The organism is Collimonas antrihumi (genome assembly GCF_018304965.1).
In the GTDB taxonomy this organism is placed as follows: domain Bacteria; phylum Pseudomonadota; class Gammaproteobacteria; order Burkholderiales; family Burkholderiaceae_D; genus Collimonas; species Collimonas antrihumi.
Map to the genome: position 1 here is coordinate 128708 of NZ_JAGQED010000006.1, position 23821 is coordinate 152528.

23 protein-coding genes are annotated in these 23821 nt (G+C 57.6%); 18 read left to right on the top strand and 5 right to left on the bottom strand.

From position 1 onward, the window contains the following. Window positions 1-80: 80 nt before the first annotated feature. Window positions 81-1382, bottom strand: a complete 1302-nt coding sequence (locus KHU29_RS08080; RefSeq protein ID WP_211452292.1) for an MFS transporter — start codon at window positions 1380-1382, stop codon at window positions 81-83. A gap of 196 nt (window positions 1383-1578) precedes the next feature. Here KHU29_RS08080 and KHU29_RS08085 point away from each other — a divergent pair, with 196 nt between their 5' ends. Both KHU29_RS08085 and KHU29_RS08090 read left to right on the top strand, forming a co-directional pair. After that, complete coding sequence (locus KHU29_RS08085) at window positions 1579-2286, top strand: GntR family transcriptional regulator (protein ID WP_211452293.1); 708 nt, start codon at window positions 1579-1581, stop codon at window positions 2284-2286. Between the two features lie 55 nt (window positions 2287-2341). Continuing rightward, a complete protein-coding gene (locus tag KHU29_RS08090; protein WP_211452294.1) occupies window positions 2342-3547 on the top strand; it encodes an acetyl-CoA C-acyltransferase family protein in 1206 nt (401 codons plus the stop codon). A 65-nt stretch (window positions 3548-3612) separates the two neighbouring features. On the opposite strand, the gene KHU29_RS08095 is transcribed toward KHU29_RS08090, so the two are convergent. Together KHU29_RS08095 and KHU29_RS08100 are read right to left on the bottom strand one after the other, a co-directional pair. Continuing rightward, on the bottom strand, window positions 3613-4290 hold the full coding sequence (locus tag KHU29_RS08095) for a YcbK family protein (RefSeq protein WP_211452295.1): 678 nt from the start codon (window positions 4288-4290) through the stop codon (window positions 3613-3615). 167 nt (window positions 4291-4457) lie between these two features. Beyond that, window positions 4458-5162, bottom strand: coding sequence for a glutathione S-transferase N-terminal domain-containing protein (locus KHU29_RS08100; protein WP_211452296.1), 705 nt, complete (start codon window positions 5160-5162; stop codon window positions 4458-4460). A gap of 593 nt (window positions 5163-5755) precedes the next feature. Between KHU29_RS08100 and KHU29_RS08105 the strand changes: the two genes are divergently transcribed. The 16 genes from KHU29_RS08105 (at window position 5756) to KHU29_RS08180 (ending at window position 20647) form a co-directional block, all read left to right on the top strand. Further along, a complete protein-coding gene (locus tag KHU29_RS08105) occupies window positions 5756-7063 on the top strand; it encodes an MFS transporter (protein WP_211452297.1) in 1308 nt (435 codons plus the stop codon). A gap of 326 nt (window positions 7064-7389) precedes the next feature. Next, on the top strand, window positions 7390-8154 hold the full coding sequence (locus KHU29_RS08110; protein WP_211452298.1) for an SDR family oxidoreductase: 765 nt from the start codon (window positions 7390-7392) through the stop codon (window positions 8152-8154). A gap of 31 nt (window positions 8155-8185) precedes the next feature. Further along, a complete protein-coding gene (locus KHU29_RS08115) occupies window positions 8186-8725 on the top strand; it encodes a cupin domain-containing protein (RefSeq protein WP_211452299.1) in 540 nt (179 codons plus the stop codon). Window position 8726: 1 nt separating this feature from the next. Beyond that, on the top strand, window positions 8727-9605 hold the full coding sequence (locus KHU29_RS08120; protein WP_211452300.1) for an alpha/beta fold hydrolase: 879 nt from the start codon (window positions 8727-8729) through the stop codon (window positions 9603-9605). A gap of 9 nt (window positions 9606-9614) precedes the next feature. Continuing rightward, window positions 9615-10451: an IclR family transcriptional regulator gene (locus tag KHU29_RS08125; protein WP_211452301.1), complete on the top strand. Its 837-nt coding sequence runs from the start codon at window positions 9615-9617 to the stop codon at window positions 10449-10451. A gap of 4 nt (window positions 10452-10455) precedes the next feature. Further along, the gene (locus KHU29_RS08130; protein WP_211452302.1) at window positions 10456-11265 is read left to right on the top strand and encodes an SDR family oxidoreductase; all 810 of its coding nucleotides are present in this window, start codon (window positions 10456-10458) and stop codon (window positions 11263-11265) included. Next, entirely contained in the window at window positions 11258-12958 is a 1701-nt protein-coding gene (locus KHU29_RS08135; protein WP_211452303.1) for a thiamine pyrophosphate-binding protein, read from the top strand. The genes KHU29_RS08130 and KHU29_RS08135 overlap by 8 nt, the downstream gene beginning before the upstream one ends. A 10-nt stretch (window positions 12959-12968) precedes the next feature. Then, window positions 12969-13775 carry an aspartate dehydrogenase gene (locus tag KHU29_RS08140; protein ID WP_211452304.1) on the top strand — a complete coding sequence of 269 codons (807 nt, stop codon included), beginning with the start codon at window positions 12969-12971 and terminating at the stop codon, window positions 13773-13775. Between the two features lie 12 nt (window positions 13776-13787). Further along, on the top strand, window positions 13788-15263 hold the full coding sequence (locus tag KHU29_RS08145; RefSeq protein ID WP_211452305.1) for an aldehyde dehydrogenase: 1476 nt from the start codon (window positions 13788-13790) through the stop codon (window positions 15261-15263). Between the two features lie 48 nt (window positions 15264-15311). Next, window positions 15312-16277, top strand: a complete 966-nt coding sequence (locus KHU29_RS08150) for a VOC family protein (protein WP_211452306.1) — start codon at window positions 15312-15314, stop codon at window positions 16275-16277. Window positions 16278-16298: 21 nt separating this feature from the next. Continuing rightward, window positions 16299-16625 (top strand): hypothetical protein, encoded by a 327-nt coding sequence (locus KHU29_RS08155; protein WP_211452307.1) that lies wholly within the window; start codon window positions 16299-16301, stop codon window positions 16623-16625. Beyond that, complete coding sequence (locus tag KHU29_RS08160) at window positions 16625-16858, top strand: recombinase-like helix-turn-helix domain-containing protein (RefSeq protein WP_211452308.1); 234 nt, start codon at window positions 16625-16627, stop codon at window positions 16856-16858. The genes KHU29_RS08155 and KHU29_RS08160 overlap by 1 nt, the downstream gene beginning before the upstream one ends. Window positions 16859-16886: 28 nt before the next feature. Continuing rightward, on the top strand, window positions 16887-17924 hold the full coding sequence (locus tag KHU29_RS08165; protein WP_211452309.1) for an aromatic ring-hydroxylating oxygenase subunit alpha: 1038 nt from the start codon (window positions 16887-16889) through the stop codon (window positions 17922-17924). A gap of 5 nt (window positions 17925-17929) precedes the next feature. Then, window positions 17930-18349, top strand: coding sequence for a RidA family protein (locus KHU29_RS08170; protein ID WP_211452310.1), 420 nt, complete (start codon window positions 17930-17932; stop codon window positions 18347-18349). A gap of 12 nt (window positions 18350-18361) precedes the next feature. Then, the gene (locus tag KHU29_RS08175) at window positions 18362-19312 is read left to right on the top strand and encodes a PDR/VanB family oxidoreductase (protein ID WP_211452311.1); all 951 of its coding nucleotides are present in this window, start codon (window positions 18362-18364) and stop codon (window positions 19310-19312) included. A 249-nt stretch (window positions 19313-19561) separates the two neighbouring features. Continuing rightward, the gene (locus KHU29_RS08180) at window positions 19562-20647 is read left to right on the top strand and encodes a porin (protein ID WP_211452312.1); all 1086 of its coding nucleotides are present in this window, start codon (window positions 19562-19564) and stop codon (window positions 20645-20647) included. Window positions 20648-20726: 79 nt separating this feature from the next. On the opposite strand, the gene KHU29_RS08185 is transcribed toward KHU29_RS08180, so the two are convergent. Continuing rightward, complete coding sequence (locus tag KHU29_RS08185) at window positions 20727-21350, bottom strand: trimeric intracellular cation channel family protein (protein ID WP_211452313.1); 624 nt, start codon at window positions 21348-21350, stop codon at window positions 20727-20729. Between the two features lie 4 nt (window positions 21351-21354). Further along, window positions 21355-23745: a penicillin-binding protein 1A gene (locus tag KHU29_RS08190; RefSeq protein ID WP_211452314.1), complete on the bottom strand. Its 2391-nt coding sequence runs from the start codon at window positions 23743-23745 to the stop codon at window positions 21355-21357. Between the last annotated feature and the right edge of the window lie 76 nt (window positions 23746-23821).

A 23821-nucleotide genomic window follows, 5' to 3' on the forward strand; every position in this document is an offset into this window, starting at 1 on the left:
GTAAATAATAAGGTAAAAACTTGAAACGTTGATTTAGTGTTCCGCTTCAGGCGGGATTCAGATCAAACTCAGATCGAAACTCAAATCGGGATTTTTTTCTCGTAATCGATGCCGGTCGAGCAGATGAACAAGCCGACGCCAGCTGCTGCAAAGAACATCAGCGCCAGGAAGTAAGAACCGGTGACTTGCACGATGGTGCCGACAATGATCGGCACGCAGATGCCGCCGATATTGCCGCCCAGGTTCATCAGGCCGCCGAGGAAGCCCACCTTGTCGCGGGTGCCGAGGATGGATGGAATGCACCAGTACAGGCCGCACCAGCGGATGAAGAACAAGGTAACGGATAACATCACCACGACAGTTGTCGCGTCTTTGATGTAAGCCACCGAGAAGATCGAGAGCGTGGCAATCACGGCGGCAATGCCAAACAGCGTGCGCATCACTTTATTAGGTAAACCGCCGGCCGCTTTCCATTTGTCGGCAATGTAGCCGCCAACCAGTTCGCCGACAAATCCGGAGAAGAAAATGATGAAGCTGGCGCCGCCCATTTGCTTGATATCGAAGCCATGCACTTTGTTCAGGTAGTTCGGCATCCAGGTCAGCAAGCCGTAGAACACCGAGTTGAAACACATCCAGCCGAAGAACATGAACAGCACTGATTTGTGTTTGAAAAAATCAAGGGAGCGGCCGCTCAGGTTAGCCGGTTCTTTCTTGAACTCGCTGGCTTGCGCTGCTTCGATGTAGCTGGCTTCGGCGTCATTGACGCTGTTGTGGTCGCGTGGATTGTTGCGGATGTAATACCAGGCCCATATACCGGCCAGCACGGTGCCGACACCGGCCACCACGAATGCCATGCGCCATGAACCGAGCGTCGTGATCAGCGCGGTGATGATGATTGCGCCCAGCGCTGCGCCGAGCGGTGCGCCGCCATCGAGCAACGTGGCGCCGCGGCCGCGTTCGTTTTGCGTCATCCAGATCGCATTCAGCTTGCCGCCGGCCGGGTAGATCGGCGCTTCTGCCGCACCCAGGCCGAGGCGGGTCAATAACAATGCGGTGGAACTGGTGCAGACTGCGGCAAGTGCCTGGAATGCGCCCCAGAAGATAGTGGCGATGGCGATCACGATACGCGGTTTGAAACGATCGGCCAGCATGCCGCCGGGGATTTGCATGAACGCATAAGTCCAGAAGAAGGAACTCAGGATCAAGCCTTGCATGGCCGGACCGAGATCGAACTCTTTTGCGATCAGCGGCATGGCGACCGATAGCGACGCGCGGTCGATGTAATTGATTGAAATCAGCAGCAACATGGTGAAGAAAATCTTCCATCGGACGGAAGTTTTCCCTGTCGTTGCTACCGCTGCAGCATTGGTTGTAGTGTCCATTTTGTCTCCATTTAGGGTGAACGGTTCTTTTCAGCTCTTTTATCACGCACGGTATTTTCCTTGCTGGTGTAAGCATATAATACTTAATCTGTAATTACAAGTGTTGTAAGTTATTGATTTATAGCGATATTTAAATATTTAATTGATATGTGTTAAGATTTTTTATCAAAATCAGTCCAAATGTGATGTAACCGCCATGTTGATCGCTCCCGAAACAGCCGCAAAAGTGAAGACCAGTCCCGTCAATGGCCGGGGCGTGCGTCGTAGCGGGCTTTCAAGCGAGATTGCCGACCGGCTGCGGGAAATGATCCAGGAGGGCGAGCTCGCGCCCGCCAGCCGCATCATGGAGAAAGAGTTGTGCGAATATTTCGAGATTTCAAAAACGCCGCTGCGTGAGGCGCTGAAAGTGCTGGTGGCGGAAGGCTTGATCAAACATCGCCAGCATCTCGGTTACCACATCTCCGAAATCGACATCGACGAAATCGGGTCGATTTTCGACGTGCTGCATGGATTGGAAGAATTGGCCGGCCGGCAGTTATGCATACGCATTGATGAAGATGCGCTGGGCGCGATCGAGCGCAAGCATCAGGCCATGGTGGTGCACCACGCGAACGGTAAGCGCATCGCCTATTTCCGCCTGAACCAGGAAATCCATCAGATGATCGTGGACGCCGCCCGCAATCCGGTGCTGTCGTCGATCTATGCAAACCTGATGGCAAAAATCCACCGCGCACGCGGCGTCGCCAATGCAGAATCCCTGCGTTGGCAAGAGTCGCTGCTTGAGCACGAACAAATCATGCAGGCGCTGAGCGCTGGTTCGGCAAGCTTGCCGCAGGTATTGCGCGAGCATTCCGAACATACCGCTGCAGAAGTGATGAAAGCACTACACCAGCTGGCTTCCTAGGCGGCAAGCCAGCATGTGGCCACACCGTCAAATCAATATCAACGAGGAGATAATCATGACAAAGACAAGCATGGCAAATACAAAAGAAGTAGTCATCGTCGGCGCTGCACGTACCGCGATTGGAACCTATGGCGGCGCATTGAAAGATTTCGCGCCAGGCGAGCTGGGCGCGATTGCGGTCAAGGAGGCATTCACGCGGGCCGGAGTCGATCCGCTCCAGGCCGGCCAGATCATATTCGGCAACGTCATCCACACCGAGGCGCGCGACATGTACGTGTCACGCGTGGTCGGCATCAATGCCGGCATGGGCAAAGAATCCACCGCGCTGACGCTTAACCGCCTGTGCGGCTCGGGCCTGCAAGCCATCATTACTGCAGCAAATGCCATCCAGTTGGGCGAGACCGATGTCGCTGTCGGCGGCGGTGTCGAAAGCATGAGCCGCTCGATGTACGGCACCCAGGCCGCACGTTGGGGCGCGCGCATGGGCGACGTCAAGATGGTCGACATGATGGTGGGCGCCTTGTCGGATCCTTTCGGCGGCGGCCATATGGGCATCACTGCTGAAAACGTGGCAGAGAAATACAGCATCTCGCGTGAAGAGCAGGATGCCTTCGCGCTGGAAAGCCAGCGACGTGCGACTGCAGCTATCGCTGCCGGTTACTTCAAGTCGCAGATCGTGCCGGTCGAAATCAAGACGCGTAAAGGCATCACGCTATTCGACACCGACGAATATCCAAAGGCCGACGCCACCATGGAGTCGCTGGCGAAGCTCAAGCCGGCATTCAAAAAAGAAGGCGGCACAGTCACGGCCGGCAACGCATCTGGCATCAACGACGGTGCAGCTGCCTGTGTCCTGATGGCCGCTGACGCTGCCGCTCAAGCTGGTTTGAAGCCGCTGGCGCGCGTGGTTTCCTATGGGGTGGCGGGGGTTGATCCGTCGATCATGGGAACCGGTCCGATTCCTGCGGTTCAGCTGGCGTTGAAACGTGCCGGTCTTAGCCTCAGCGACATGGCCGTGATCGAATCGAATGAAGCGTTTGCCGCGCAGTCGCTGGGCGTTTGCAAGGGATTGGGTCTTGATCCTGCGCTGACCAATGTCAACGGCGGCGCCATCGCGCTTGGTCATCCGCTGGGTGCGAGCGGGACGATTATCGCGGTCAAATGTCTGTATGAGTTGATACGTACTAACAAGCGCTATGGTTTGATCACCATGTGCATTGGCGGTGGCCAGGGCATCGCGTTGATCATCGAGCGTATCTGAAGTAATTTTTCTTTGGCGGGATAATCGTTTCGTTTCGTTTCGTTTCGCTGCGGGGCTGCAGGCAATCAACCTTTCCAGCTGCGCTGCAGTCCCGTATCGGCATGAATCCAGCCACCATTTTTCCCCGGCCGATAATAGAAGCCGACTCCGCCTTGGCGGAAGCTGCGTATCAAGCCGCCCAGCACGTCGGCATCCAGTTGTGTAAGACGGATGTCAGCCGCGCGGCCTTCCAGGTGCAATGATTTGCGCGCCGCCGGCACACCCGTTTCGATCAGGTGCTGATTGGTGCTTGCGGTCCGGAATCCCGACAGGATTTCCAGCGGCTGGCTGATGCCATAGCGTGCGATAAAAGCCTGGGTGCCCCACAAGGTCTCGAGCAGCTTGGGATCTATCGGCGCAGTTTGCTTGCCCTGGACATCCCGCAGCAGATGGCATAACTGCTGATAAGCGGATTCCTGAATTTCCCCATCTTTCCAATACAACAGTTTGGCGCGTTCGCCGCTGGCCGGGCGCGTCACTTCCAGCACCCGAGGCTTGAGCCAGAACTCCATGTCTACCAGTTGCGCGTCAAAGATGTCTGGCGGCGGATCCATCGGCGCCGCGGCGTCGGATGGGTTGCCCGAGGTATCTTTCGCGAAAGCGGTTGAAGCCGTTCCAGAGATAACAAACGGCAACTGGCTGGAAAAGAGTCCGGAGGCGGTCAGGAACAAACTCTTCTGCAGGAAATTTCGGCGCGATGACATGGCGGTCCAAAGGTGACGGGATGGCCGATTTTATCGCACCATCCCCGGTTTGAGTAGCCGCCGCTTACTTACGTGCTGATTCTTACGTTCTGATTCTTACGTTCTGATTCTTACGTTCTGATTCTTACGCGCTGATACGCGTTACCTGAACATCAGTCGGGCTGCGCTCAGCCGCGCTTCGGAATCGCAAGGCCCCTTACCACCGCCGGACGCGCAACAAATGCCGCCAACGCCCGTGTGACATGCGGGAAATCCGCAATACCCACCAGGTCGCCCGCTTCGTAGAAGCCGATCAGGTTGCGTATCCACGGGAAGGTGGCGATGTCGGCGATGGTATAGGTATCTCCCATGATCCATCTGCGTTCGGCAAGCCGTTGGTCGAGTACCGCCAGCAAGCGTTTCGATTCCGCCGCGTAGCGGTCGCGCGGGCGTTTGTCTTCGTAATCCTTGCCGGCGAATCTATTGAAAAAGCCAAGCTGGCCGAACATCGGTCCGATGCCGCCCATCTGGAACATCAGCCACTGGATGGTCTCGTAGCGTCCGGCAGGGTCTTTCGGCATGAACTGGCCGCTCTTTTCCGCCAGGTAAATCAGGATCGCACCGGATTCAAACAGTGGCAACGGTTTGCCGTCCGGACCGTTGGGATCGAGGATCGCCGGAATCTTGTTATTGGGATTGAGCGACAAGAACTCAGGAGAGGTTTGGTCGTTGGTCTCGAAGCTGACAAGATGCGGCTCGTAAGGCAGGCCGGTTTCTTCCAGCATGATCGAAATCTTGACGCCATTAGGCGTCGGCAGGGAATACAGCTGGATCCGGTCGGTGTGTTGGGCCGGCCATTTTTTTGTGATGGGGAAGGTGGAAAGATCGGTCATCAAAAATCCTTTTTGCTGGTGTTGATCTGCTTGAGATTTGCTAGTGCCAAGCGTGGAAAAAAATACCTAGTCTAAAGCAAGCAGGGGAAGGCCGCTTTGAGGGTAGCGGCAGCCACTGCAGAGTTCGCAAACTGCTCAGGCTGCTTCCGATCTGGCGATCCAGTTCGACCAGCCCCTCCCAGTTTGTTGTGCATGAGACGACGCATGCCGCAATCTTAATGAGTTTCTTATATGAAACAAGAGATCGTATGCAAAACAAAAAGAGCTTTCTTTTTGCCGAATATCTGCTATATTTTATTCCAATATATTTCACATATGGTTCTGTGTTTTATATATGAGACAAATGGTGATGGTCTTGCATAGCGGAGCTTGCTCGGTTTCCTGCGTGACCAATAGCCGTTGTGATGGGTACGGAGTTACCTGCATTAACTAGCCAGAGGCATTATGATCAAAATCGCATTTCGCCATGCCGGCAACAGCTTTGTCTGCCGGCAGACAACGGGCGCGCTTGCCGCCGCCTTCGCCACGCATCGCGTCAACGTGCTTAGGCGCGTGTGCCCAAGCGCTGCCAACTCGACAACGCGGGGGATTTCATGAAATCCAATAGCGGCCGCTGGTACGGCGTTATTACCCTGTTTATCATTGTCGCCATTTCCTATGTAGACCGAATCAATATCTCGGTACTGATTACCGATCCCGCATTCTTGAGTCACATCGACCTGGCCAAGAATGATCGCGCCAGCCAGGGTTTCCTGGCCACGGCGTTCATGCTGGGTTACGGGATTTCCGCCTTTATCCTGACACCGTTTTGCGCCGCACTGTTCGGGGTGCGAAAGAGTCTGATCTATGGCTTGATCATGTGGGGCGCCGTCACTTTCCTGACACCGCATTTCCACGGCTACGGCATTCTGGTGGCATCGCGCATCTTGCTCGGCGTCGCCGAGGGGCCTTTGTTTTCTCTGGCGTCGTCATACATCAAGGCGCACTTCGAGGGACGCGAAAACGGCAAGCCCAACTCCTTCGTCAATATGGGAACGGGTCTGGGCCTGGCGCTCGGCTATCCGCTTGTCGGTTACATGCTGGTCAGCTTTCACTGGGAGATGTCGTTCTACCTGATCGGGTTGATGAATGTCCTGCTAGGCGTTCCACTGGTGATGGCGTTTGTACGCATGCCGAAAATGGCGGCTTATATGGAAAAACCCAGCTCGATGGGCGATGCGATGACGCGAGCTGGCGATATCGTCAAAGGGGCGTTGAAAACGCGTCACCTGTTCCTGATCACCATACTGACTTCCGCCGCATTGGCCTATCTCTGGGGCAGCAGCAACTGGCTGCCGGCGTACCTGAAAGAAGCGCGTGGCTTCTCGCTGAAGGAGCTGGGCTGGCTTGCATCCTTGCCACAATATGCGCTGGTGCTGGCCGTGCTGCTGGGTGGAGTCATCATTGACAGGATTGAACGTCAGCGCGTGCCGTTTATCTTCATGGCAGCAAGTGTCGGCGTCGCCTTGTCGGTGCTGTTGGCGATTAATGTGGAGAACGCCTACTGGGCAACCTACAGCCTGATTGCCGCCAATTTCTTCTGGGGATTGCTCAGCCCGGCTATTCCTAGCACGGTGCAATATTATTCGCGTCCCGAACACACGGCCAGCGCCTTTGGCGTCGTCAACGGCACGGGCAGCCTGGTGGCCGGATTCATGCCAGCCTTGATGGGCGGCGTGATTAGTGCCGTGGCCGCCGCATCGGGTACAACCGCCGGTTCGGGGGCGGGGTTCTTTGCGGGATTCGCGCTGCTTATCGGTACCCAGTTAGTCGTGTTCATCTGCGGTTTGATCCTGTGGCTGCGTGAGCGCGCCGATAAGCATCGGGCTGCGCACGCAGTGTCAGGTCTTGGCGTTTCATGATGGAAGGGTGCGGGCGCCACGAACATGGCGCCGCACCGGCGGCCATTACCCGGAATAATTTACTCGCTCGGGTAGTGTCGGCTCACAGGCCATCGCGGCTGCAATCAGTTTTAGTGTTTCCATAGTTTTCAGTTATAAATCATCGAGTTACATCAAAAAAAAATAAAAAAGATCTATCTATGCGGGAGATCTCTGCTATATTCCTGTTTAAGCAATCTCATATATGATCCGTTGGTTTATATATGAAACAAATGAATTCTTACTGGTCGCAGCGCTTGCTTGGAGTTAGAGCGAATACCGGCACGGTTCGATAACAAGAGACAAACATGACACAAAGCACGCAACTACTGGCAGGACGACGGATTTTGATTACCGGCGCAGCGCGCGGCCTTGGCCTGGCGTTCGTTACCGCTGCCGCCGAAGCCGGCGCTAGCGTAGCGATGGCTGACATTCTGCAAGACAGTTTGCAGCAAGCGGTCGCCGTGCTACAACAGCGCGGCCTGAAGGTGGCGGGCTTCACGCTCGACCTCGCCGATCCGCAATCGGTTGAATTGTGTGCAGAGCAGGCGACCAGCTGGCTGGGTGGGCTGGACGGTCTGGTTAACAACGCGGCCGTGACCAACTCTGGCGGCCGCAGTTCCGAACAACTGGACGTAGCGATGTGGGATCAGGTCATGAGCGTCAACGTGCGCGGCACCTGGCTGATGACCAATGCGTGTCTGCCGGCGCTACGACAGTCCGGGCGCGGCAGCGTCGTCAACCTGTCTTCCGACACACCGCTGTGGGGAGCACCGAATCTGTTGGCATACGTTGCCAGCAAGAGCGCAGTGATCGGCATGACGCGCTCGCTGGCGCGTGAACTGGGCGCCGACAACATCACCGTCAACGCCGTGGCGCCCGGGTTGACGCTGGTGGAGGCCACCGAATATGTGCCGCAGGCACGCCATCAGATGTACCACGATCGTCGCGCGATACAGCGTGAACAGTTGCCGGAAGACGTCTGTGGCGCAGTGATTTTTGCACTATCCGACCTGTCCCGGTTCTTTACCGGACAAGTGATGGCCGTCAATGGCGGCTTTGTCATGAACTAACAGTCAACTGGACGAACGCAAGGAGAAAACGATGACAGATTTATCCGAACAACAGAACATCAAGCGCAGCTGGGATCAAGCCGAAGGCGCCAGTTTCAGCCAGTGGATGGATAGCCGCGTAGCGCGCTTTTCGAGCCGTAAATACGACTGGAATGCACTCAAGTTCCAGGCCGACTACGACCCTAAATACAGCCGCGCCCAAATGCGTTATATCGGCACCGGCGGTACCGGCGTGGCCAATGACAGCAGCGTGATCCCATCCGAACACTTCACTTTCTCGACCATGATCATTCCGGCCGGCCACGAAGGTCCGCCGCATTTGCATGTCGACGTCGAGGAAGTGTTCTTCGTTTTGCGCGGAAAACTCAAGCTGGTGCTGGAAAAAGACGGTGAACGCTACGAAACCATACTGACCGAACGCGACGTGGTATCGATTCCGCCCGGCGTCTATCGCGAAGAAATCAACATCGGCGAAGAAGATGCGTTGATGTGCGTGATGCTGGGTGCGAAAACGCCGATTACGCCGACTTATCCAGCCGATCATCCGCTGGCGAAAATCAAGCGTGGCTGATATGACGATGATCATGCCCGCCACCGGCGCAGGACAGCTGGAAGACGCCCTCGATTTGCTCGAGCGCGGCTTTCCGGAACGTAGCGTCGACGTCGGCGGCAGCATGGTTTCATATCGTAGTTGTGGCAGCGAATCCGCAACCGGCCGTAGCGTAGTGCTATTGCACGGCATAGGTTCGGGGGCGGCGTCGTGGCTGCAGTGTGCGCTGAAACTACAGCAGGACGCCCAGGTCATTGCCTGGAACGCGCCTGGCTATGGCAACTCGTCGCCATTGCCGATGACGCATCCACGCGCCGCCGATTATGCGTCGCGTCTGCAACAATTTTTGCAGGCGCTTGGCCTGAAGAATTACGTGCTGGTGGGGCATTCGCTGGGAGCGATGATGGCGGCGGCGCATGTGGCCGCAGCCCCCCGCGGCGTGGCGCAGTTGCTACTGATTAGTCCGGCCCAAGGCTATGGCAGTGACGACAAACGCTTGCGTGGACAACAGATCGCACAGCAACGCCTGGATGTCCTGGAAAAGCAAGGGGTGGACGGCATGGCACTGAAAAGTCCTGAGCGCATGCTGTCTGCGCAAGCTAGCGAGTCTGCTCGTGCCTGGGTGCGCTGGAATACGCAAAAGCTGAATCCGGCCGGATACGTGCAGGCGGTGCACATGCTATGCGGCGACGATATTCAGCGATATGTGCCGGCAGGGTCGTCGGCTGCGGTATATTGCGGCGCCGCTGACATTGTCACCACGCCACAGGAAAGCAGGGCGCTGGCCGACAGTTTCAAACTTCCTTTCCAGCTGATAGACGATGCCGGCCATGCCTGCTACGTCGAGCAGCCGGAAGCAGTAGCAGCGGTGATACGTCACCACCTTTATCAACTTTCTTAAGACAAGATCATGAATAAACCAGAGCTGCCAGAAGAAGAAATGCAAGAAAAATATCTCGTTCCGGGTTTGGAGCGCGGCTTGCGCCTGCTGTGCGAATTCAGCCGGCAGGACCAGAGCCTGTCGGCGCCGGAACTGGCGCGCCGCCTGAGCGTGCCGCGCTCGACGGTGTTTCGCTTGCTGACCACCCTGGAGCGCATGGGTTTCGTCGAACGCGCTGACGGCGGCCGCGATTATCGTCTCGGCATGGCAGTGCTGCGTCTGGGTTTCGAATACCTGGCGTCGCTGGAACTGACTGAAATCGGCCGGCCTCTGCTGGATCGTTTGCGCGACCAGATTTCCTATCCCTGCAACCTGGTAGTGCGCGACGGCCGTTCGATCGTCTATGTCGCCAAATCGGTGACGCCGACCGCCTTCGTCAGCTCAGTCAATGTCGGTACCCGCTTGCCGGCGCATGCCACGGTGCTCGGCCGCGTCCTGTTGGAAGACCTGTCGCTGGCAGAGCTGCGCGAACTGTATCCGGAAGAGCATCTGGAAAGCTTCTCCAGCAACACGCCGAAGACTGTAGTCGAGCTGTTCGACATGGTGCAGCACGACCGTGAGCGCGGATACGTATTGCAGGAAGGTTTTTTCGAAACCGGTATCTCGACTATTGCAGCGCCGGTGCGTGATCACTCCGGCAAGGTAGTGGCGGCGATGGGAGCGACGATTCCGTTGCCGCATATCGAAGCCAGCCAGCTTGACGGCATCGTGCGCCTGGTGCGCGAGACTGCCGGCGAACTGTCCGGCCTGCTCGACCACGCTCCTGAGAAATCAGGCAGCAAGGTCGTCAACATGTGGCGGGAGTAAGAGCATGAACATGGTTCGACTCGACGGCAAAGTTGCCGCCGTCACCGGCGGCTCTTCAGGAATCGGCCTGGCAACTGTAGAGTTGCTGCTGGAAGCCGGCGCGGCGGTGGCGTTTTGCGGCCGTAATCAGGAGCGCCTGACGCAAGTCGAAGCCATGCTGCGTCTGCGCTTTCCGCAAGCCAAGCTGTATTGCGCGGTGTGCGACGTGCTGTCGGAAGAACAGGTGCAAGCGTTCGCCGCTGCGGTCGAGAAAAATCTCGGCCCGGTAGCGATGCTGATCAACAATGCGGGACAGGGGCGGGTATCGACCTTTGCCGATACCGAAGACGCAGCCTGGATCGAGGAGCTGCGCCTTAAATTCTTTTCCGTGATTTATCCGACCAGAGCTTTCCAGCCGCAGTTGCAGCGTATGAGCGCGGCCGACGGCCATGCCGCCATCGTCTGCGTCAATTCCTTGCTGGCGATACAGCCGGAACCGCACATGGTGGCTACCTCCGCCGCCCGCGCCGGCGTGCACAATCTGGTCCGCTCGCTGGCGACAGAATTCAGTCCCATGGGCATTCGCGTCAACGGCATCCTGATCGGCCTGGTGGAATCCGGCCAGTGGCGTCGCCGCTATGAAGCGCGTGAAGAACGCGACTTGTCCTGGGAACAATGGACCCAGGCGCTGGCCCAGAAAAAACATATTCAACTCGGTCGTCTCGGCCATCCACAGGAAGCCGCGCGCGCCATCATATTTTTGGCGACACCGCTTTCTTCGTACACAACTGGCAGTCATATCGACGTTTCAGGAGGACTTTCCCGCCATGCCTAAAAAAATGCAAGTTACCGTCGGCTGCGCCATCGCAGCCTTTCTCGAGCAGTGTGACGTCAAGGCAGCATTCGGGGTCATTTCAATTCATAACATGCCGATCCTGGATGCCTTCGGCGAGCGCGGCAAGATCCGCTTCGTCATGTCGCGCGGCGAAGCCGGCGGCGCCAATATGGCGGACGCTTATGCGCGCACTACCGGCGGCCTTGGCGTCTGCCTGACCAGCACCGGCACCGCAGCCGGCAATGCCGCCGGTGCGATGGTGGAGGCACTGACCGCGGGCACGCCGTTGCTGCACCTTACCGGCCAGATCGAGACGCCTTACCTGGATCAGAGCCTGTCATATATCCACGAAGCGCCGGATCAATTGACCATGCTCAAGGCAATATCGAAAGCGGCGTTCCGCGTACGTAGCGTCGATACCGCGATCAGCACTATCAAGCTGGCGGTGCAAACTGCGCTGACGCCGCCGATGGGGCCGGTCAGCGTCGAGATTCCGATCGACATCCAGGCGGCGCTGATCACCATGCCATCCGACCTGAAGCCGCTGCCGATTCCAGCCAATACACCGTCGGCGCATGCGCTTGACGAGCTGGCTGCGCGCCTGGTCAAGGCCAAGCGTCCGATGCTGTGGGTTGGCGGCGGCGCGCGCCACGCCAGCAAGCAGGTCAAGCGACTGTTAGATCTCGGCTTCGGCCTGGTCACTACCACGCAAGGTCGCGGCATTGTGCCGGAAGACGATCCACGTTCGCTGGGTGCTTTCAACCTGCATAAGCCGGTCGAAAATTTCTACCAGACTTGCGATGCCGTGGTGGTAGTCGGTTCGCGGCTGCGTGGCAATGAGACATTGAAATATGAGCTGAAACTGCCGCAGGCGCGCTATCGCATCGATGCCGATCCGGCTGCCGAAGGCCGCTGCTACAACAGCGATTACTTTGTCTGCGGAGATGCCGCGCTGGCGCTTGATGGCCTGGCCGACCGGTTGCAGGCTCTTAAATCGCTGCAAGTCGATCCGGCTTTCATCGGCGATTTGCAGAAGGCGCGCGAAAGTGCGGTGCACGGCCTGGTCGACGGGCTCGGTCCATATAGCGCGCTGGTCGAACAATTGCAAAAAGCTGCAGGACGCAATTTCAACTGGGTGCGTGACGTAACCGTCTCCAACAGCACCTGGGGCAATCGCTATCTGCGCATTTTCGATCCGCTGGCTGGCGTGCACGCACTCGGCGGTGGCATCGGCCAAGGCCTGGCGATGGGTATCGGTGCCGCGGTCGGCGCTGCGGCGACGGCATCCGGCAAAAAGACTTTTTGCCTGGCCGGCGATGGCGGCTTCATCCTGAACCTGGGTGAACTGGCAACTGCCGTGCAAGAGCGTGCCGATATGGTCATCGTCCTGATGAACGACCAGAGCTACGGCGTCATCAAGAACATCCAGGACGCGCAGTATGGTGGTCGTCGCCATTACGTCGAGCTGCACACGCCCGACTATGCGCAATTGTCGCAGTCGCTGAAGCTGCGCCACACGCGCATCAGCGACCTGGCCGACGTTGAGAATGGCTTGCGCATGGCGTTGGCCGAGCCGGGACCGTTCATGCTGGAAATCGACATGCTGTCTATAGGTAAATTCAAGACTGCCTTCGCCGGCCCCCCGGTGAATGAAGAAAAAGTGGCTGAAAACACCGTCGCAACCGTAGCCTGAGGAGACTGACATGCTGCACGTTTCAATGATAGGTTGTGGCGCCATCGGCCTGGGCGTGATGGAGTTGCTGAAGAGCGACCCGGAAGTCGCCTTCGATCTCGTGATCGTGCCGCAGGCACATATGGAGGCTGCGCGTTCGCTGGTGTTTTCGCTGGCGCCGCAGGCCCGCGTTACCGACCGCCTGGAAGAGCAGGGCCGGCGCCCCGACCTGCTGATCGAATGCGCGGGTCACAAAGCCATCGAGGAACACATCATTCCAGCATTGAAACGCGGCATTCCCTGCATGGTGGTGTCAATAGGTGCGCTGTCGGAACTGGGTCTGGTGGAAAAACTGGAGGCTGCCGCTCGCGAGGGCAAGACCCAGGTGCAACTGCTGTCCGGTGCAATCGGCGCCATCGATGCCTTGTCGGCAGCCCGTGTCGGCGGTCTTGATTCGGTGGTGTATACCGGCCGCAAGCCGCCCGGCGCATGGAAGGACACACCGGCGGACGGCCTGTTCGATCTGGATAGCTTAAAAATCGCAACCGTGATTTTCGAAGGCACGGCGCGTGAAGCAGCGCGCCTGTATCCGAAGAACGCCAACGTCGCCGCCACGCTGTCGCTGGCAGGCTTGGGCCTGGATCACACGCATGTGCGTCTGCTGGCCGACCCCGCCGTCACCGAAAACGTGCATCACGTGGAAGCCAAGGGCGCCTTCGGCGGGTTTGAGCTGACCATGCGTGGCAAGCCGTTGGCCGCCAATCCGAAAACCTCGGCCCTGACCGTATTCAGCGTCGTACGCGCGCTCGGCAACCGCGCCCACGCCTTATCTATCTGAGTGAAGAGTGAAATGAATCCAAACGAGACACTACCGATCTGCATCGCCGGTAACTGGCGCCTGGGGCAAGGTGATCGCTATGCGAGCCTGTATCCCGCTACCGGCGAACCGATTGCGTGGCTCAACGCCGCCAGCATCGCGGATGTGGAAGAAGCCATAAGCGGCGCGGACCATGCATTCCGCACCAGTGGCTGGGCGCAGCGTAAGCCGCATGAACGCGCTGCGGTGCTGTACCGTGTGGCCCAGCTGATCCGTGAGCGTTCGGAGTATCTGGCGCAACGCCAGCGCCTGGACAACGGTAAGCCGATCTCGGAAACGCGTGCGTTGGTAGCCAGCGCCGCCGGCACTTTCCAGTTTTTCGCCGCGGCCTGCGAAACCATGGAAGACACCATCACACCGATGCGCGGCGACAACCTGACCATGAGCGTGTATGAAGCGATGGGCGTGGTTGCAGCCATCACGCCATGGAATTCGCCCATCGCCAGCGAAGCGCAAAAGATGGCGCCGGCGCTGGCTGCCGGCAACGCGGTAGTGGTCAAGCCGGCCGAAGTCACGCCGTTGATGGCGTTGGAACTGGCGAAGATCTGCGATGAAGCCGGCGTGCCGAAGGGATTGATCAGCGTGTTGCCTGGCAAGGGTTCTGTGATCGGCGACGCCATCACTGTGCATCCGCTGGTGCGACGGGTATCGTTCACCGGCGGTACCAGCACCGGCAAACATATTGCCCACATCGCCGCCGACAAGATGATGCCGGTATCTTTGGAACTGGGTGGAAAATCACCGACCATGGTATTCGAGGATGCCGACCTGGATCACGCGGTGGCTGGCGTGCTGTATGGCATTTTCAGTTCATCGGGTGAGTCTTGTATCGCCGGCTCCCGCTTGTTCGTGGCACGCGGAATTTACGCATCTTTCATCGAGCGTCTGGCGGCTGGCGCCGCGGCGTTGCGTGTCGGCGATCCTGCCGATGAGCGCACCCAACTGGGGCCGCTGATCACCCCGCGTCATCGCGATTCGATCGAATCGTATGTGGCGACGGGCGTGGCCGACGGCGGACAGATTCGCACCGGTGGTACACGCCCAAGCGGAGAGCTGTTCGAACGTGGAAATTATTACCTGCCGACCATCATCGAAGGCCTGACTAACGACCAACGTATCTGCCAGGAAGAAATTTTCGGGCCGGTGCTGGTGGCGATGCCCTTTGATAACGAAGAAGACTTGATCGCACAAGCCAACGATAGCGTCTACGCCTTGGCGGCGGGAATCTGGACCCGCGACTACAAGAAAGCCTGGCGCTTCGGACGCGCGGTACAAGCCGGCAATGTGTGGATCAACACCTACAAGCAATTGTCGATTTCGACGCCGTTTGGCGGCTGGCGCGATAGCGGTCTGGGACGTGAAAAAGGCCGTTTGGGGATTTTGCAGTACATGGAGCAAAAGAGCATGTACTGGGGCTTGAATGAAGAACCGCTGCCGTGGGCAGGCTGAAAACAAGGTAACTGAGAAGTAACTGAGGGTAGTGCGAGGAGACGCAGAATGGATGTATTAGGGATAGATGAAATCACCTACGGCGCGGACGATCTGCCGTTATGCAAGCGATTTTTTTCCGACTGGGGCATGACGCTGGTACAGGACAGCGAACAAGTCCTGGTATTTGAAACGCAAAACGGCTGCCGCGTAGTGGTCAAGCACAGCGATGCTGCCGATTTGCCGCCGGCGATCGAAGCCGGACCGACCTTGCGTGAAGTGGTCTGGGGCGTATCGGCGACAGAGGTGTTGGAACGCTTTGCGATGCGGATTGAAGGTTTCCCCGGTTATGTGAACCAGGGAACGCGTATCGGCTGCACTGACCCTAATGGTCTGGCGGTGCGTTTTCAGGTAACGCAAAAGCGTGACATAGAAATCGAGTGCGCAGAGATGAATACCTGGTCGCACAAACATCGAATCAACCAGCGCAGTCCGGCATACGAGCGCGCTGCGCCGATCGAAGTCGGCCACGTTGTGTTCTTCGTCAAGGACGTGCAAGCCTGCGAAAGTTTTTATTGCGACAACTTCGGTTTCGTACCGTCCGATCACTATCCGGGCCGCGGCGCTTTCCTGCGTTGTGCCGCCGACGGTGGTCATCACGATATTTTCCTGTTGCAGCCGCCGGAGGCGCGCTCAGGTCTGAATCATGTGGCATTCACGGTGCGCGATATTCACGAAGTGTTCGGCGGCGGCATGCATATGTCGCGCCAGGGCTGGGATACGCAACTCGGACCCGGACGCCATCCGATTTCGTCGGCTTATTTCTGGTATTTCCGCAACCCGGCCGGTGGCTTGATCGAATACTACGCGGACGAAGACCAGCTCAATGAAAAGTGGGAGCCGCGCGACTTCGAACCTGGTCCGACCATGTTTGCCGAATGGGCGATAGATGGCGGCATCGACGGCAATACCCGGCGCCAGAAAAATGCCGAAGGTCCAAGCGGAAAATTCCTGACCGACCGCCCAAAATCCTGATGCGAGGTATTCATTTAGATCATGGATGATAAACCACAAACGATGTTGCTGACTGTGCTGCTCAAGCATGATCAAACCATGAACCTGGACCAGATCCAGGCGCACCTGAAAAAAGCCGACTGGTGGGACCGTTTCCCGGTCGAAGGTTCGCGCGTGGTGTCCTGGACGGTGGCGATGGGATTGGGGCAAATAGTGACCCTCGAGTTACCGCCGGCGCTGCTGCCGTTGGTGAACGTCGAACTCGAACGCAGCGCCTGGGGGGCTTATCGCACCGAATGTTATCCAACTTACGATTTTGTACCAGTGCGTGAGCGTATTCGCGAACGCGTAAAAAATGGAGGCCAATAATGAACGACACAAGACAGGATGTCTATCTCAATCCGCACCAGGCGCGCCGGCGTCAGCCAACCCAGTACGAGGATTTGCTGGGGGATTCCATCGAACGCGCATTTGCAGCGGGCATCCACGATTTGCCGGCGCTGGTGGCGCATCTGAACCGCACCGGCCCGGGCTGTCCACATAACGACGGTATCTGGAACGAAACCTTGTATCAAGAAGAAATCGCAAGACTGGCGGCATAGGCCGACCTAGTTATTCAGGAGATTAGTGATGAGAACGACAGCCAATGATCCAGTTGAAGCGGTACTTGCCGCCGGATTGAAAGATTTGTGGTACCCGATTTGCCCGTCTGAATTTGTAGCCGAACGCCCGGTTTCTCTGCGCCGCCTGGGACGAAAATTCGTTATCTGGCGCGAAACCTCCGGCAAGCTGCACGCACTGGAAGACCATTGCCCGCATCGCGGCGCGCCATTGTCCATGGGCATTGCACTGGGCGATCGCATCGCATGCGGTTACCACGGCGTGCAGGTGCGCTTTGATGGCGTCGTCACCAGCGTGCCCGGCAGCCCCGGCTGCAAGCTGGAAGGCGCGAAAGCGACACGTTCCTTCCACGTGCAGGAGGCTTGTGGCGCAATTTTCTTGTACAACTCCAGTGTCGATGTCGACCAGCCGCCGCCATTGCAACTGCCGGAAGAGTTGACCAGCGACGAATACTCCAATTTCCTGTGCTACACGGAATGGAAGGGCGGTTATCGCTACGTGCTCGACAATGTGATGGATCCGATGCACGGCACTTTCCTGCACAAGCAGTCGCACTCGATGGCGGAGGGCGACAGCACGGCAACCTTCCGCGTGCGCGAAACCGATATCGGTTTTGTATTCGAAAAAGAAGGCCAGAGCGGCGTCAATTTCGACTGGACAGAGTGGGCCGATACCGATCTGCACTGGATGCGCCTGGCGATTCCCTATCCGAAAACCGGCGGCCCCGGTGGCAGCTTCGTCATCATCGGCAGCTATACCCCGGTCAGCGACAACGTTGCTGCCGTATTCCACTGGCGTTGCCGCAAGCTGAGCGGCTGGCAGCGCGACACCTGGCGCTTCCTCTATCGCAATCGGCTGGAGGCGCGTCATTGGGCTGTGCTGGAGCAGGATCGCGTAGTGCTGGAAGTGATGGAGCCTGACGCCAATCAACACGAGATGTTGTATCAGCACGATATGGGCATCGTCCGTTTGCGCCGCCATATGCGCAACCTGGCCAAGGAGCAACTGGCCAAGGAAGAAGCGGCAATCCAGGCCAAGGCAGCGTAAGCCGTATGACTGCCATGGTAGCCGTACGCCGGGTGATGTGCGACGAGGTGGCTGAACCGGCCACTGCGACCTGGTCTAACTGCCTGCTGCTCGGCAACGAGATCGTGTTGTCCGGCATGACCGCGCATCCTGCCGCGCGCGATGCTGCCCTCGATACCTATGCGCAAACGCTGGTAGTGCTGGGCAAGATCCGCGATCTGGTGGAAGCTGCCGGCGGCACGCTCGGCAGCATCTACAAGCTGGTGATTTATGTGAAGGATATTGGCGACAAGGATGAGGTGGGGCGGGCACGCCGCACCTTCTTCCAGACGCCGTATCCGTGTTCGACGCTGGTGGAAGTAAGTGGCCTGGTGTTTTCTGAATTGACGGTCGAGATCGACGCTTTCGCGCGGCTCGACGTCGATCTGCAACAGGCCGTTGTTTAGTGTGAGGTTTTTATGAGCAATTCTCTGATTTCGGTGCGGGTCCAAGCCATGCGTTTTGAGGCGAAAGGCGTTCTCAGTGTGGAGCTGGTGGCGTTGGACGATGCCAGTTTGCCGCCGTTCGAAGCCGGTTCGCACATCGATCTGCATCTGGCTAACGGTATCGTGCGCAGCTATTCATTGCTGAACTCGCCGACCGAGCGCCATCGCTATGTGGTCGGCGTGCTGAACGATCGTAACAGCCGCGGCGGTTCGCGTTATGTGCACGAGCAGTTGCGGGTCGGTTCCAGCTTGACGATTTCGGCGCCGCGCAATAATTTTCCGCTAGCTGAATCGGCCCGGCATTCGGTGCTGATTGCCGGCGGCATCGGCATCACGCCGATTTCTTGCATGCTGAATCATTTGCGTAGCCAGGGGCAATCTGCCGAGTTGCTGTATTGCGCCAGATCGCGCGCAGAGGCAGCGTTTAGCGAGGCGCTGTTGCAGCAAACCGGCGTTAGTGGGCATTTCGACGATGAACAAGGCGCGCCGCCCGATCTGCGTGCCTATTTGGCCAGCAAGCCGAAGGATGCACACTTCTACTGCTGCGGCCCGACACCTATGCTCAATGCGTTTGAAACGATTTGCGCCGAGCTGGATTTGCACAACGTGCATATCGAGCGTTTCGCCGCCGCCGAAAATGTTACCGCGGTGCAAGGAGACGAATATGTGGCGGAACTGGCGCGCAGCAAGAAAATCATTATGGTGCCGGCCGGGAAATCGCTGCTGGACGCCTTGCTGGATGCCGGCATGGATGTGGAGCATAGCTGCCGCGAAGGTGTTTGCGGCTCCTGCGAAACCAAGGTATTGGAAGGTGAACCGGAACACCGCGACGGTGTACTCAGCAAGAGCGAAAGAGCGTCGAACAAAATGATGATGGTCTGTGTTTCGGGTTGCAAAGGCAAGCGTCTGGTATTGGATCTGTAAAAGCGAACCTGTAAGACCGGATTTGTAAGGAACAAGCACAAGCAATACCCGCGATCGCCTCGGGTATTTTTTTGAGCTCGATGAATTTTGTGGAACGTTGATTCGTATGTAAAACAAATAAATCTCGATCAACGTACCGCAGGCGGCAGTTCAGCTCCGCCAAACCAACACATCTCGTAAGCGCGGGGCATATGAGGATGGTGGACACGGTCAAGGCCGTGGTTATTCGATGAAGGGGGAGACAAACTCATGAAGAAAATACTGATTGCCATGGCGGCGACCGGTTTGGGTACAAGTGCATTTGCGCAAAGCAACGTGACGATATACGGCAGCCTGGATGCTGGCGTTGCGTACGTCAACAATCTAGGCGGCAAGTCCGTTGTGCGCATGGACCAAGGCACCATGCAACCGGACCGCATCGGTTTTCGCGGCAGCGAAGACCTGGGCGGCAATATGAAAGCCAATTTCCAGCTGGAAAGCGGTTTCTATACAACCACCGGCGCCCAGCCGTCGGCCGGAAAATTATTCAATCGCATGAGCACGGTTGGACTGTCCGGCGATTTCGGCGCCGTGACCATGGGCCACATGCCGGACATCGTGTTCGATTACGCCGGCAAACTAAGCAACGGCTATCAGCTCACCAACTGGTATCTATTCCATCCGGGAAATTTGGACAGCTTGGCTAACACCTTTCAGTTCGACAATGCCGTACGCTATACCACGCCGGCATTCTCCGGCCTGCAACTGAGCGGCATGGTCGGTTTCGGCGAAGTGGCTGGCAACAATAGCAAAGGCCGCAACCTGAGCGCCGGCGCCAACTATTCCAATGGTCCGCTGCGTGCAGTACTCGCGTATTCGAAATTGAACGACAGGCCGGCGGGTTATGCCGGCGCCTTCCTGGGCAGCCTGAATCTGGGCAGCGCCGCCACCGTATTCAACAGCCTGACCACGATCGCGGCAGGGCTTGGGTACACGATCGGCGATGTGCGTCTTAACAGCCTGTACACACAGACCAAGATAGCATTGCCGACGGCGATGTCGCCGAAGCAGAAGAATCTCGATCTCGGAGCGGCCTGGCATTACGCGACGGCAGATACGTTGAATTTCGGCTACAGCTTGTCCAAACTGGAAGGCGCACGCTGGAACACGGTCAGCTTGAGCAATGTGCATGCCTTGTCAAAGCGCACTGAACTGTATGTGCAAGCCGCTTATCAGCGTGCCGGCGGCGATGCAAAATTCGCGGTGATGAATGGCACCGGCACCGGCGGCGGCACCGGCGTTTCGGGAGGATCCAGTCAGCTGGTGACCACCGTCGGCATGCATCACTCGTTCTAAGTAAAGGGCTCCCGCCGGAGCCTTGCTTCAAGTGGTGGACAATGCGCCCGACGACATGTTCAGTTTGGTCGACGGGCTGCTACTCAAATCCGCGGATGCCACCGCCGTTAAAGCTCGGTAATTTCCAATGGAAACGCATGGCCAGCAGGCGGAGCAGGAAGCCCGCGCCGATCGCTATCAAGGGCGCCAGCGCCGGATCGACCTGGTACCACAGCAAGCCGACATACAAACCGCCGGTGAACAGCGCAACGGTAGCGTAAAACTCACGCTGCAGCACCAATGGAATCTGATTGCACAGCACATCGCGCAACAGGCCGCCGAAGACGCCGGTAATCATGCCTGCCAAAATCACTATGCCGGGCGACATGCCGTTGGCGCGGGCGATATCGCAACCGATCACGCTGAAAGCCACCAGGCCCAGGCCGTCGACCACCAGGAACACGTTGCGCAAATGATGGAGGAAGCGCGCCACCAGCGCGGTGACGATAGCGGCGCCGACGGTAAACACCAGGTATTCGGGATGCGCGATCCAGCCTAGCGGATAATTCCCCAGCAATATATCGCGCATGGTGCCGCCACCCAATGCAGTGATGGTGCCGATGACGCAGATGCCGAACAGATCCATGTCGCGTCGCATGCCCATGATGGCGCCGGACATGGCTTCCGCCACGATCGCAATCAGGTAGATGGAATGTAGCAGCATGGCTCTAATCCTCGGAAGAAAACAGTTTCAGAATTTGCTCGCGCTCTTCAGCCGCAGCTAATGCTTCCTGTTGAAGCGCTGGATTTACGGCGCCGCCAGATCTGCATTTCAGTCTGCTGTAAATGAACTGATTGTTGTCTGCCAGGCAGTTTTTGCCCAGGTATTCGGCATAGATATAATCGCCGTCGGATAGCGCCAGCCCTGCCGGTTCTGCCCGCACCCATTCCTCCCGGTCCGTCACCGCCACCTGCATATAGCGGTTCCAGATTGGCAGCGCCAACACGCCGCCGGTGGCATTGCCCAGCGATTTCGGTTGGTCATAGCCCAACCACACTACCGACACCACACCGGAAGAATAACCGGCAAACCAGGCGTCATAGGCATTGTTCGAGGTTCCGGTTTTACCTGCGGTATCGCTGCGCGCCAATACTTTGGCGCTCTGGCCGGTGCCGGACTTGACCACGTCCTGCAACATGCTGTCCATCAGATAGGCATTGCGTGCAGAAATGATTCTTTTGCCGGATTGCTGGCTGGAGTTGAGATTGTTACGTGTGAGGTCGTGATAGAGCACTTGTCCAGAGCGATCGCGGATTTCCTTGATCAGCCTTGGCGCCAGATGATGGCCACCGTTGGCGAACACCGCGTAAGACTGCGCCAGCTGCAACGGTGTCACCGCGCCGGCGCCGAGCGCCAGCGGCAAGGAAGCCGGATTGCGTTCGGGGAGAAAACCGAATTGGGTGGTAAATTTCTGCACATAATTGGCGCCTGCTGCTTGCATCAAACTCACCGCGACCAGGTTTTTGGAGCGCATCAAGCCGCGCCGGACGGTAATGAAGCCTTCATAGTTGTTGTTGTAGTTGCGGGGACGCCAGGCGCGGGCTCCGGTTTCCTGCGGCAGCAAGAGGCGTTGCGTGTCATCCACCATGGTGCCGGGGAAGTAGCCTTTTTCCAGCGCCGCCGAATAAACAAAAGGCTTGAAACTCGAGCCTGGCTGGCGGAATGCTTGCAATGCGTGATCGAAAGGATTACGAAAAAAATCAAAGCCGCCGGCGAGCGCGAGAATATCTCCAGTCTTTGCATCGACAGAGATCAGCGCACCTTCCATTTCCGGCATCTGACTGAGTAGCCAGTGTTGTGGTTTGTCTTCATAAACCCTGATGACCGAGCCAGGGATAATGCCCCGCTTACCGGTCGTCGGCAACCTGGCCCAGCCGCCAGCGATGCGCGGATCAATCCGACCTATTTGCAGGCTCTGCCCATTCCGCAATACGGCTGTGATCTGCTTCTGCGTAATAGCGATGACAATTGCCGCGCACAATTCGCTGCTGTCGGGATAGGGCGCGAGCAACTTGAATGCGTTGTCTTGCAAGTCATCGTCGGCGGTAGTGGCCAGTTGCGCCTCCGGGCCGCGATATCCCCGGCGCCCCTGAGCATCAAGCAAGCCCGAGCGCAAGTGCTTGTCGGCCGCCAGCTGCGGTGCAATCCGGACCGTAGTGACGACATCCAGACCCATGGTGTAGGCGCGTTCCTGATAAGTTTGCATTACCATCTGCCGTGCTGCCTCGACCACATAAGCAGCGCCCCTGACGGATGGATTACGGCTGGCGTTGAGCACCAGTTTTTCTGCCATGGCCTGCTCGAAATCGTCTGGCGTAATATAACCAAGCGCCAGCATGCGTTGCAAAATATAGTGCTGGCGGATTTGCGCGCGTTGCGGATTGGCTACCGGATTATAGGCAGAGGGTGCTTTGGGTAGACCGGCTAGCATCGCCGCTTCGGCCACACTCAGCTGCGCCAGCGGTTTGTCGAAATAGATATTGGAAGCCGCGGCAAAACCGTAAGACCGTTCGCCAAGATAGATCTGATTCATATACAGCTCCAGCAATTTGTCCTTGCTGTATCGCTGTTCCAGTTTGTAGGCGAGCAATACTTCTTTCAGCTTGCGTTGCACGGTTTTTTCACGCGTCAAAAAGAAGCCGCGTGCTACCTGCATGGTGATGGTGCTGGCGCCTTGCCCATGTTGGCCGCTGACAACGTTTGCCAGGGTTGCGCGTAGCAGGCCGAAGAAATCGACTGCGCCATGTTCATAAAAACGTGCATCTTCGATCGCCAGCAATGCCTGGCGCATACGCAAGGGAATCTGAGCAATCGGCAGGAATTCACGGCGCTCTTCGCCGTATTCCGCTAATAGCACACCTTCGCTGGAATAGATTCGCAACGGCAGCGCCGGACTATATTGCGCCAGATGATCAACCGCCGGAAGTTGCTGCCATGCCTGATGCAGCCAATACCCGATGGCAAGACTGGCGGCCAGCGTCAGTCCGAGGCCAAAGCCCAGTGTGAATTTGAGATTGCGGACTATCCTGGATTTTGGTTGCTTGGCCAGCTGGCTCATTGTCGCTCCTGTTGAATTGGGCACTCGGATCCTTGACGGATGCGGGTCGGATGGCCTGAAGAGCGTGCATTGTGGT

What these genes read in the sequence shown, in the direction of transcription:
- KHU29_RS08080 (WP_211452292.1), bottom strand. Translation starts at nt 1,382, where the DNA reads ATGGACACTACAACCAATGCTGCAGCGGTAGCAACGACAGGGAAAACT.
- KHU29_RS08085 (WP_211452293.1), top strand. Translation starts at nt 1,579, where the DNA reads ATGTTGATCGCTCCCGAAACAGCCGCAAAAGTGAAGACCAGTCCCGTC.
- KHU29_RS08090 (WP_211452294.1), top strand. Translation starts at nt 2,342, where the DNA reads ATGACAAAGACAAGCATGGCAAATACAAAAGAAGTAGTCATCGTCGGC.
- KHU29_RS08095 (WP_211452295.1), bottom strand. Translation starts at nt 4,290, where the DNA reads ATGTCATCGCGCCGAAATTTCCTGCAGAAGAGTTTGTTCCTGACCGCC.
- KHU29_RS08100 (WP_211452296.1), bottom strand. Translation starts at nt 5,162, where the DNA reads ATGACCGATCTTTCCACCTTCCCCATCACAAAAAAATGGCCGGCCCAA.
- KHU29_RS08105 (WP_211452297.1), top strand. Translation starts at nt 5,756, where the DNA reads ATGAAATCCAATAGCGGCCGCTGGTACGGCGTTATTACCCTGTTTATC.
- KHU29_RS08110 (WP_211452298.1), top strand. Translation starts at nt 7,390, where the DNA reads ATGACACAAAGCACGCAACTACTGGCAGGACGACGGATTTTGATTACC.
- KHU29_RS08115 (WP_211452299.1), top strand. Translation starts at nt 8,186, where the DNA reads ATGACAGATTTATCCGAACAACAGAACATCAAGCGCAGCTGGGATCAA.
- KHU29_RS08120 (WP_211452300.1), top strand. Translation starts at nt 8,727, where the DNA reads ATGACGATGATCATGCCCGCCACCGGCGCAGGACAGCTGGAAGACGCC.
- KHU29_RS08125 (WP_211452301.1), top strand. Translation starts at nt 9,615, where the DNA reads ATGAATAAACCAGAGCTGCCAGAAGAAGAAATGCAAGAAAAATATCTC.
- KHU29_RS08130 (WP_211452302.1), top strand. Translation starts at nt 10,456, where the DNA reads ATGAACATGGTTCGACTCGACGGCAAAGTTGCCGCCGTCACCGGCGGC.
- KHU29_RS08135 (WP_211452303.1), top strand. Translation starts at nt 11,258, where the DNA reads ATGCCTAAAAAAATGCAAGTTACCGTCGGCTGCGCCATCGCAGCCTTT.
- KHU29_RS08140 (WP_211452304.1), top strand. Translation starts at nt 12,969, where the DNA reads ATGCTGCACGTTTCAATGATAGGTTGTGGCGCCATCGGCCTGGGCGTG.
- KHU29_RS08145 (WP_211452305.1), top strand. Translation starts at nt 13,788, where the DNA reads ATGAATCCAAACGAGACACTACCGATCTGCATCGCCGGTAACTGGCGC.
- KHU29_RS08150 (WP_211452306.1), top strand. Translation starts at nt 15,312, where the DNA reads ATGGATGTATTAGGGATAGATGAAATCACCTACGGCGCGGACGATCTG.
- KHU29_RS08155 (WP_211452307.1), top strand. Translation starts at nt 16,299, where the DNA reads ATGGATGATAAACCACAAACGATGTTGCTGACTGTGCTGCTCAAGCAT.
- KHU29_RS08160 (WP_211452308.1), top strand. Translation starts at nt 16,625, where the DNA reads ATGAACGACACAAGACAGGATGTCTATCTCAATCCGCACCAGGCGCGC.
- KHU29_RS08165 (WP_211452309.1), top strand. Translation starts at nt 16,887, where the DNA reads ATGAGAACGACAGCCAATGATCCAGTTGAAGCGGTACTTGCCGCCGGA.
- KHU29_RS08170 (WP_211452310.1), top strand. Translation starts at nt 17,930, where the DNA reads ATGACTGCCATGGTAGCCGTACGCCGGGTGATGTGCGACGAGGTGGCT.
- KHU29_RS08175 (WP_211452311.1), top strand. Translation starts at nt 18,362, where the DNA reads ATGAGCAATTCTCTGATTTCGGTGCGGGTCCAAGCCATGCGTTTTGAG.
- KHU29_RS08180 (WP_211452312.1), top strand. Translation starts at nt 19,562, where the DNA reads ATGAAGAAAATACTGATTGCCATGGCGGCGACCGGTTTGGGTACAAGT.
- KHU29_RS08185 (WP_211452313.1), bottom strand. Translation starts at nt 21,350, where the DNA reads ATGCTGCTACATTCCATCTACCTGATTGCGATCGTGGCGGAAGCCATG.
- KHU29_RS08190 (WP_211452314.1), bottom strand. Translation starts at nt 23,745, where the DNA reads ATGAGCCAGCTGGCCAAGCAACCAAAATCCAGGATAGTCCGCAATCTC.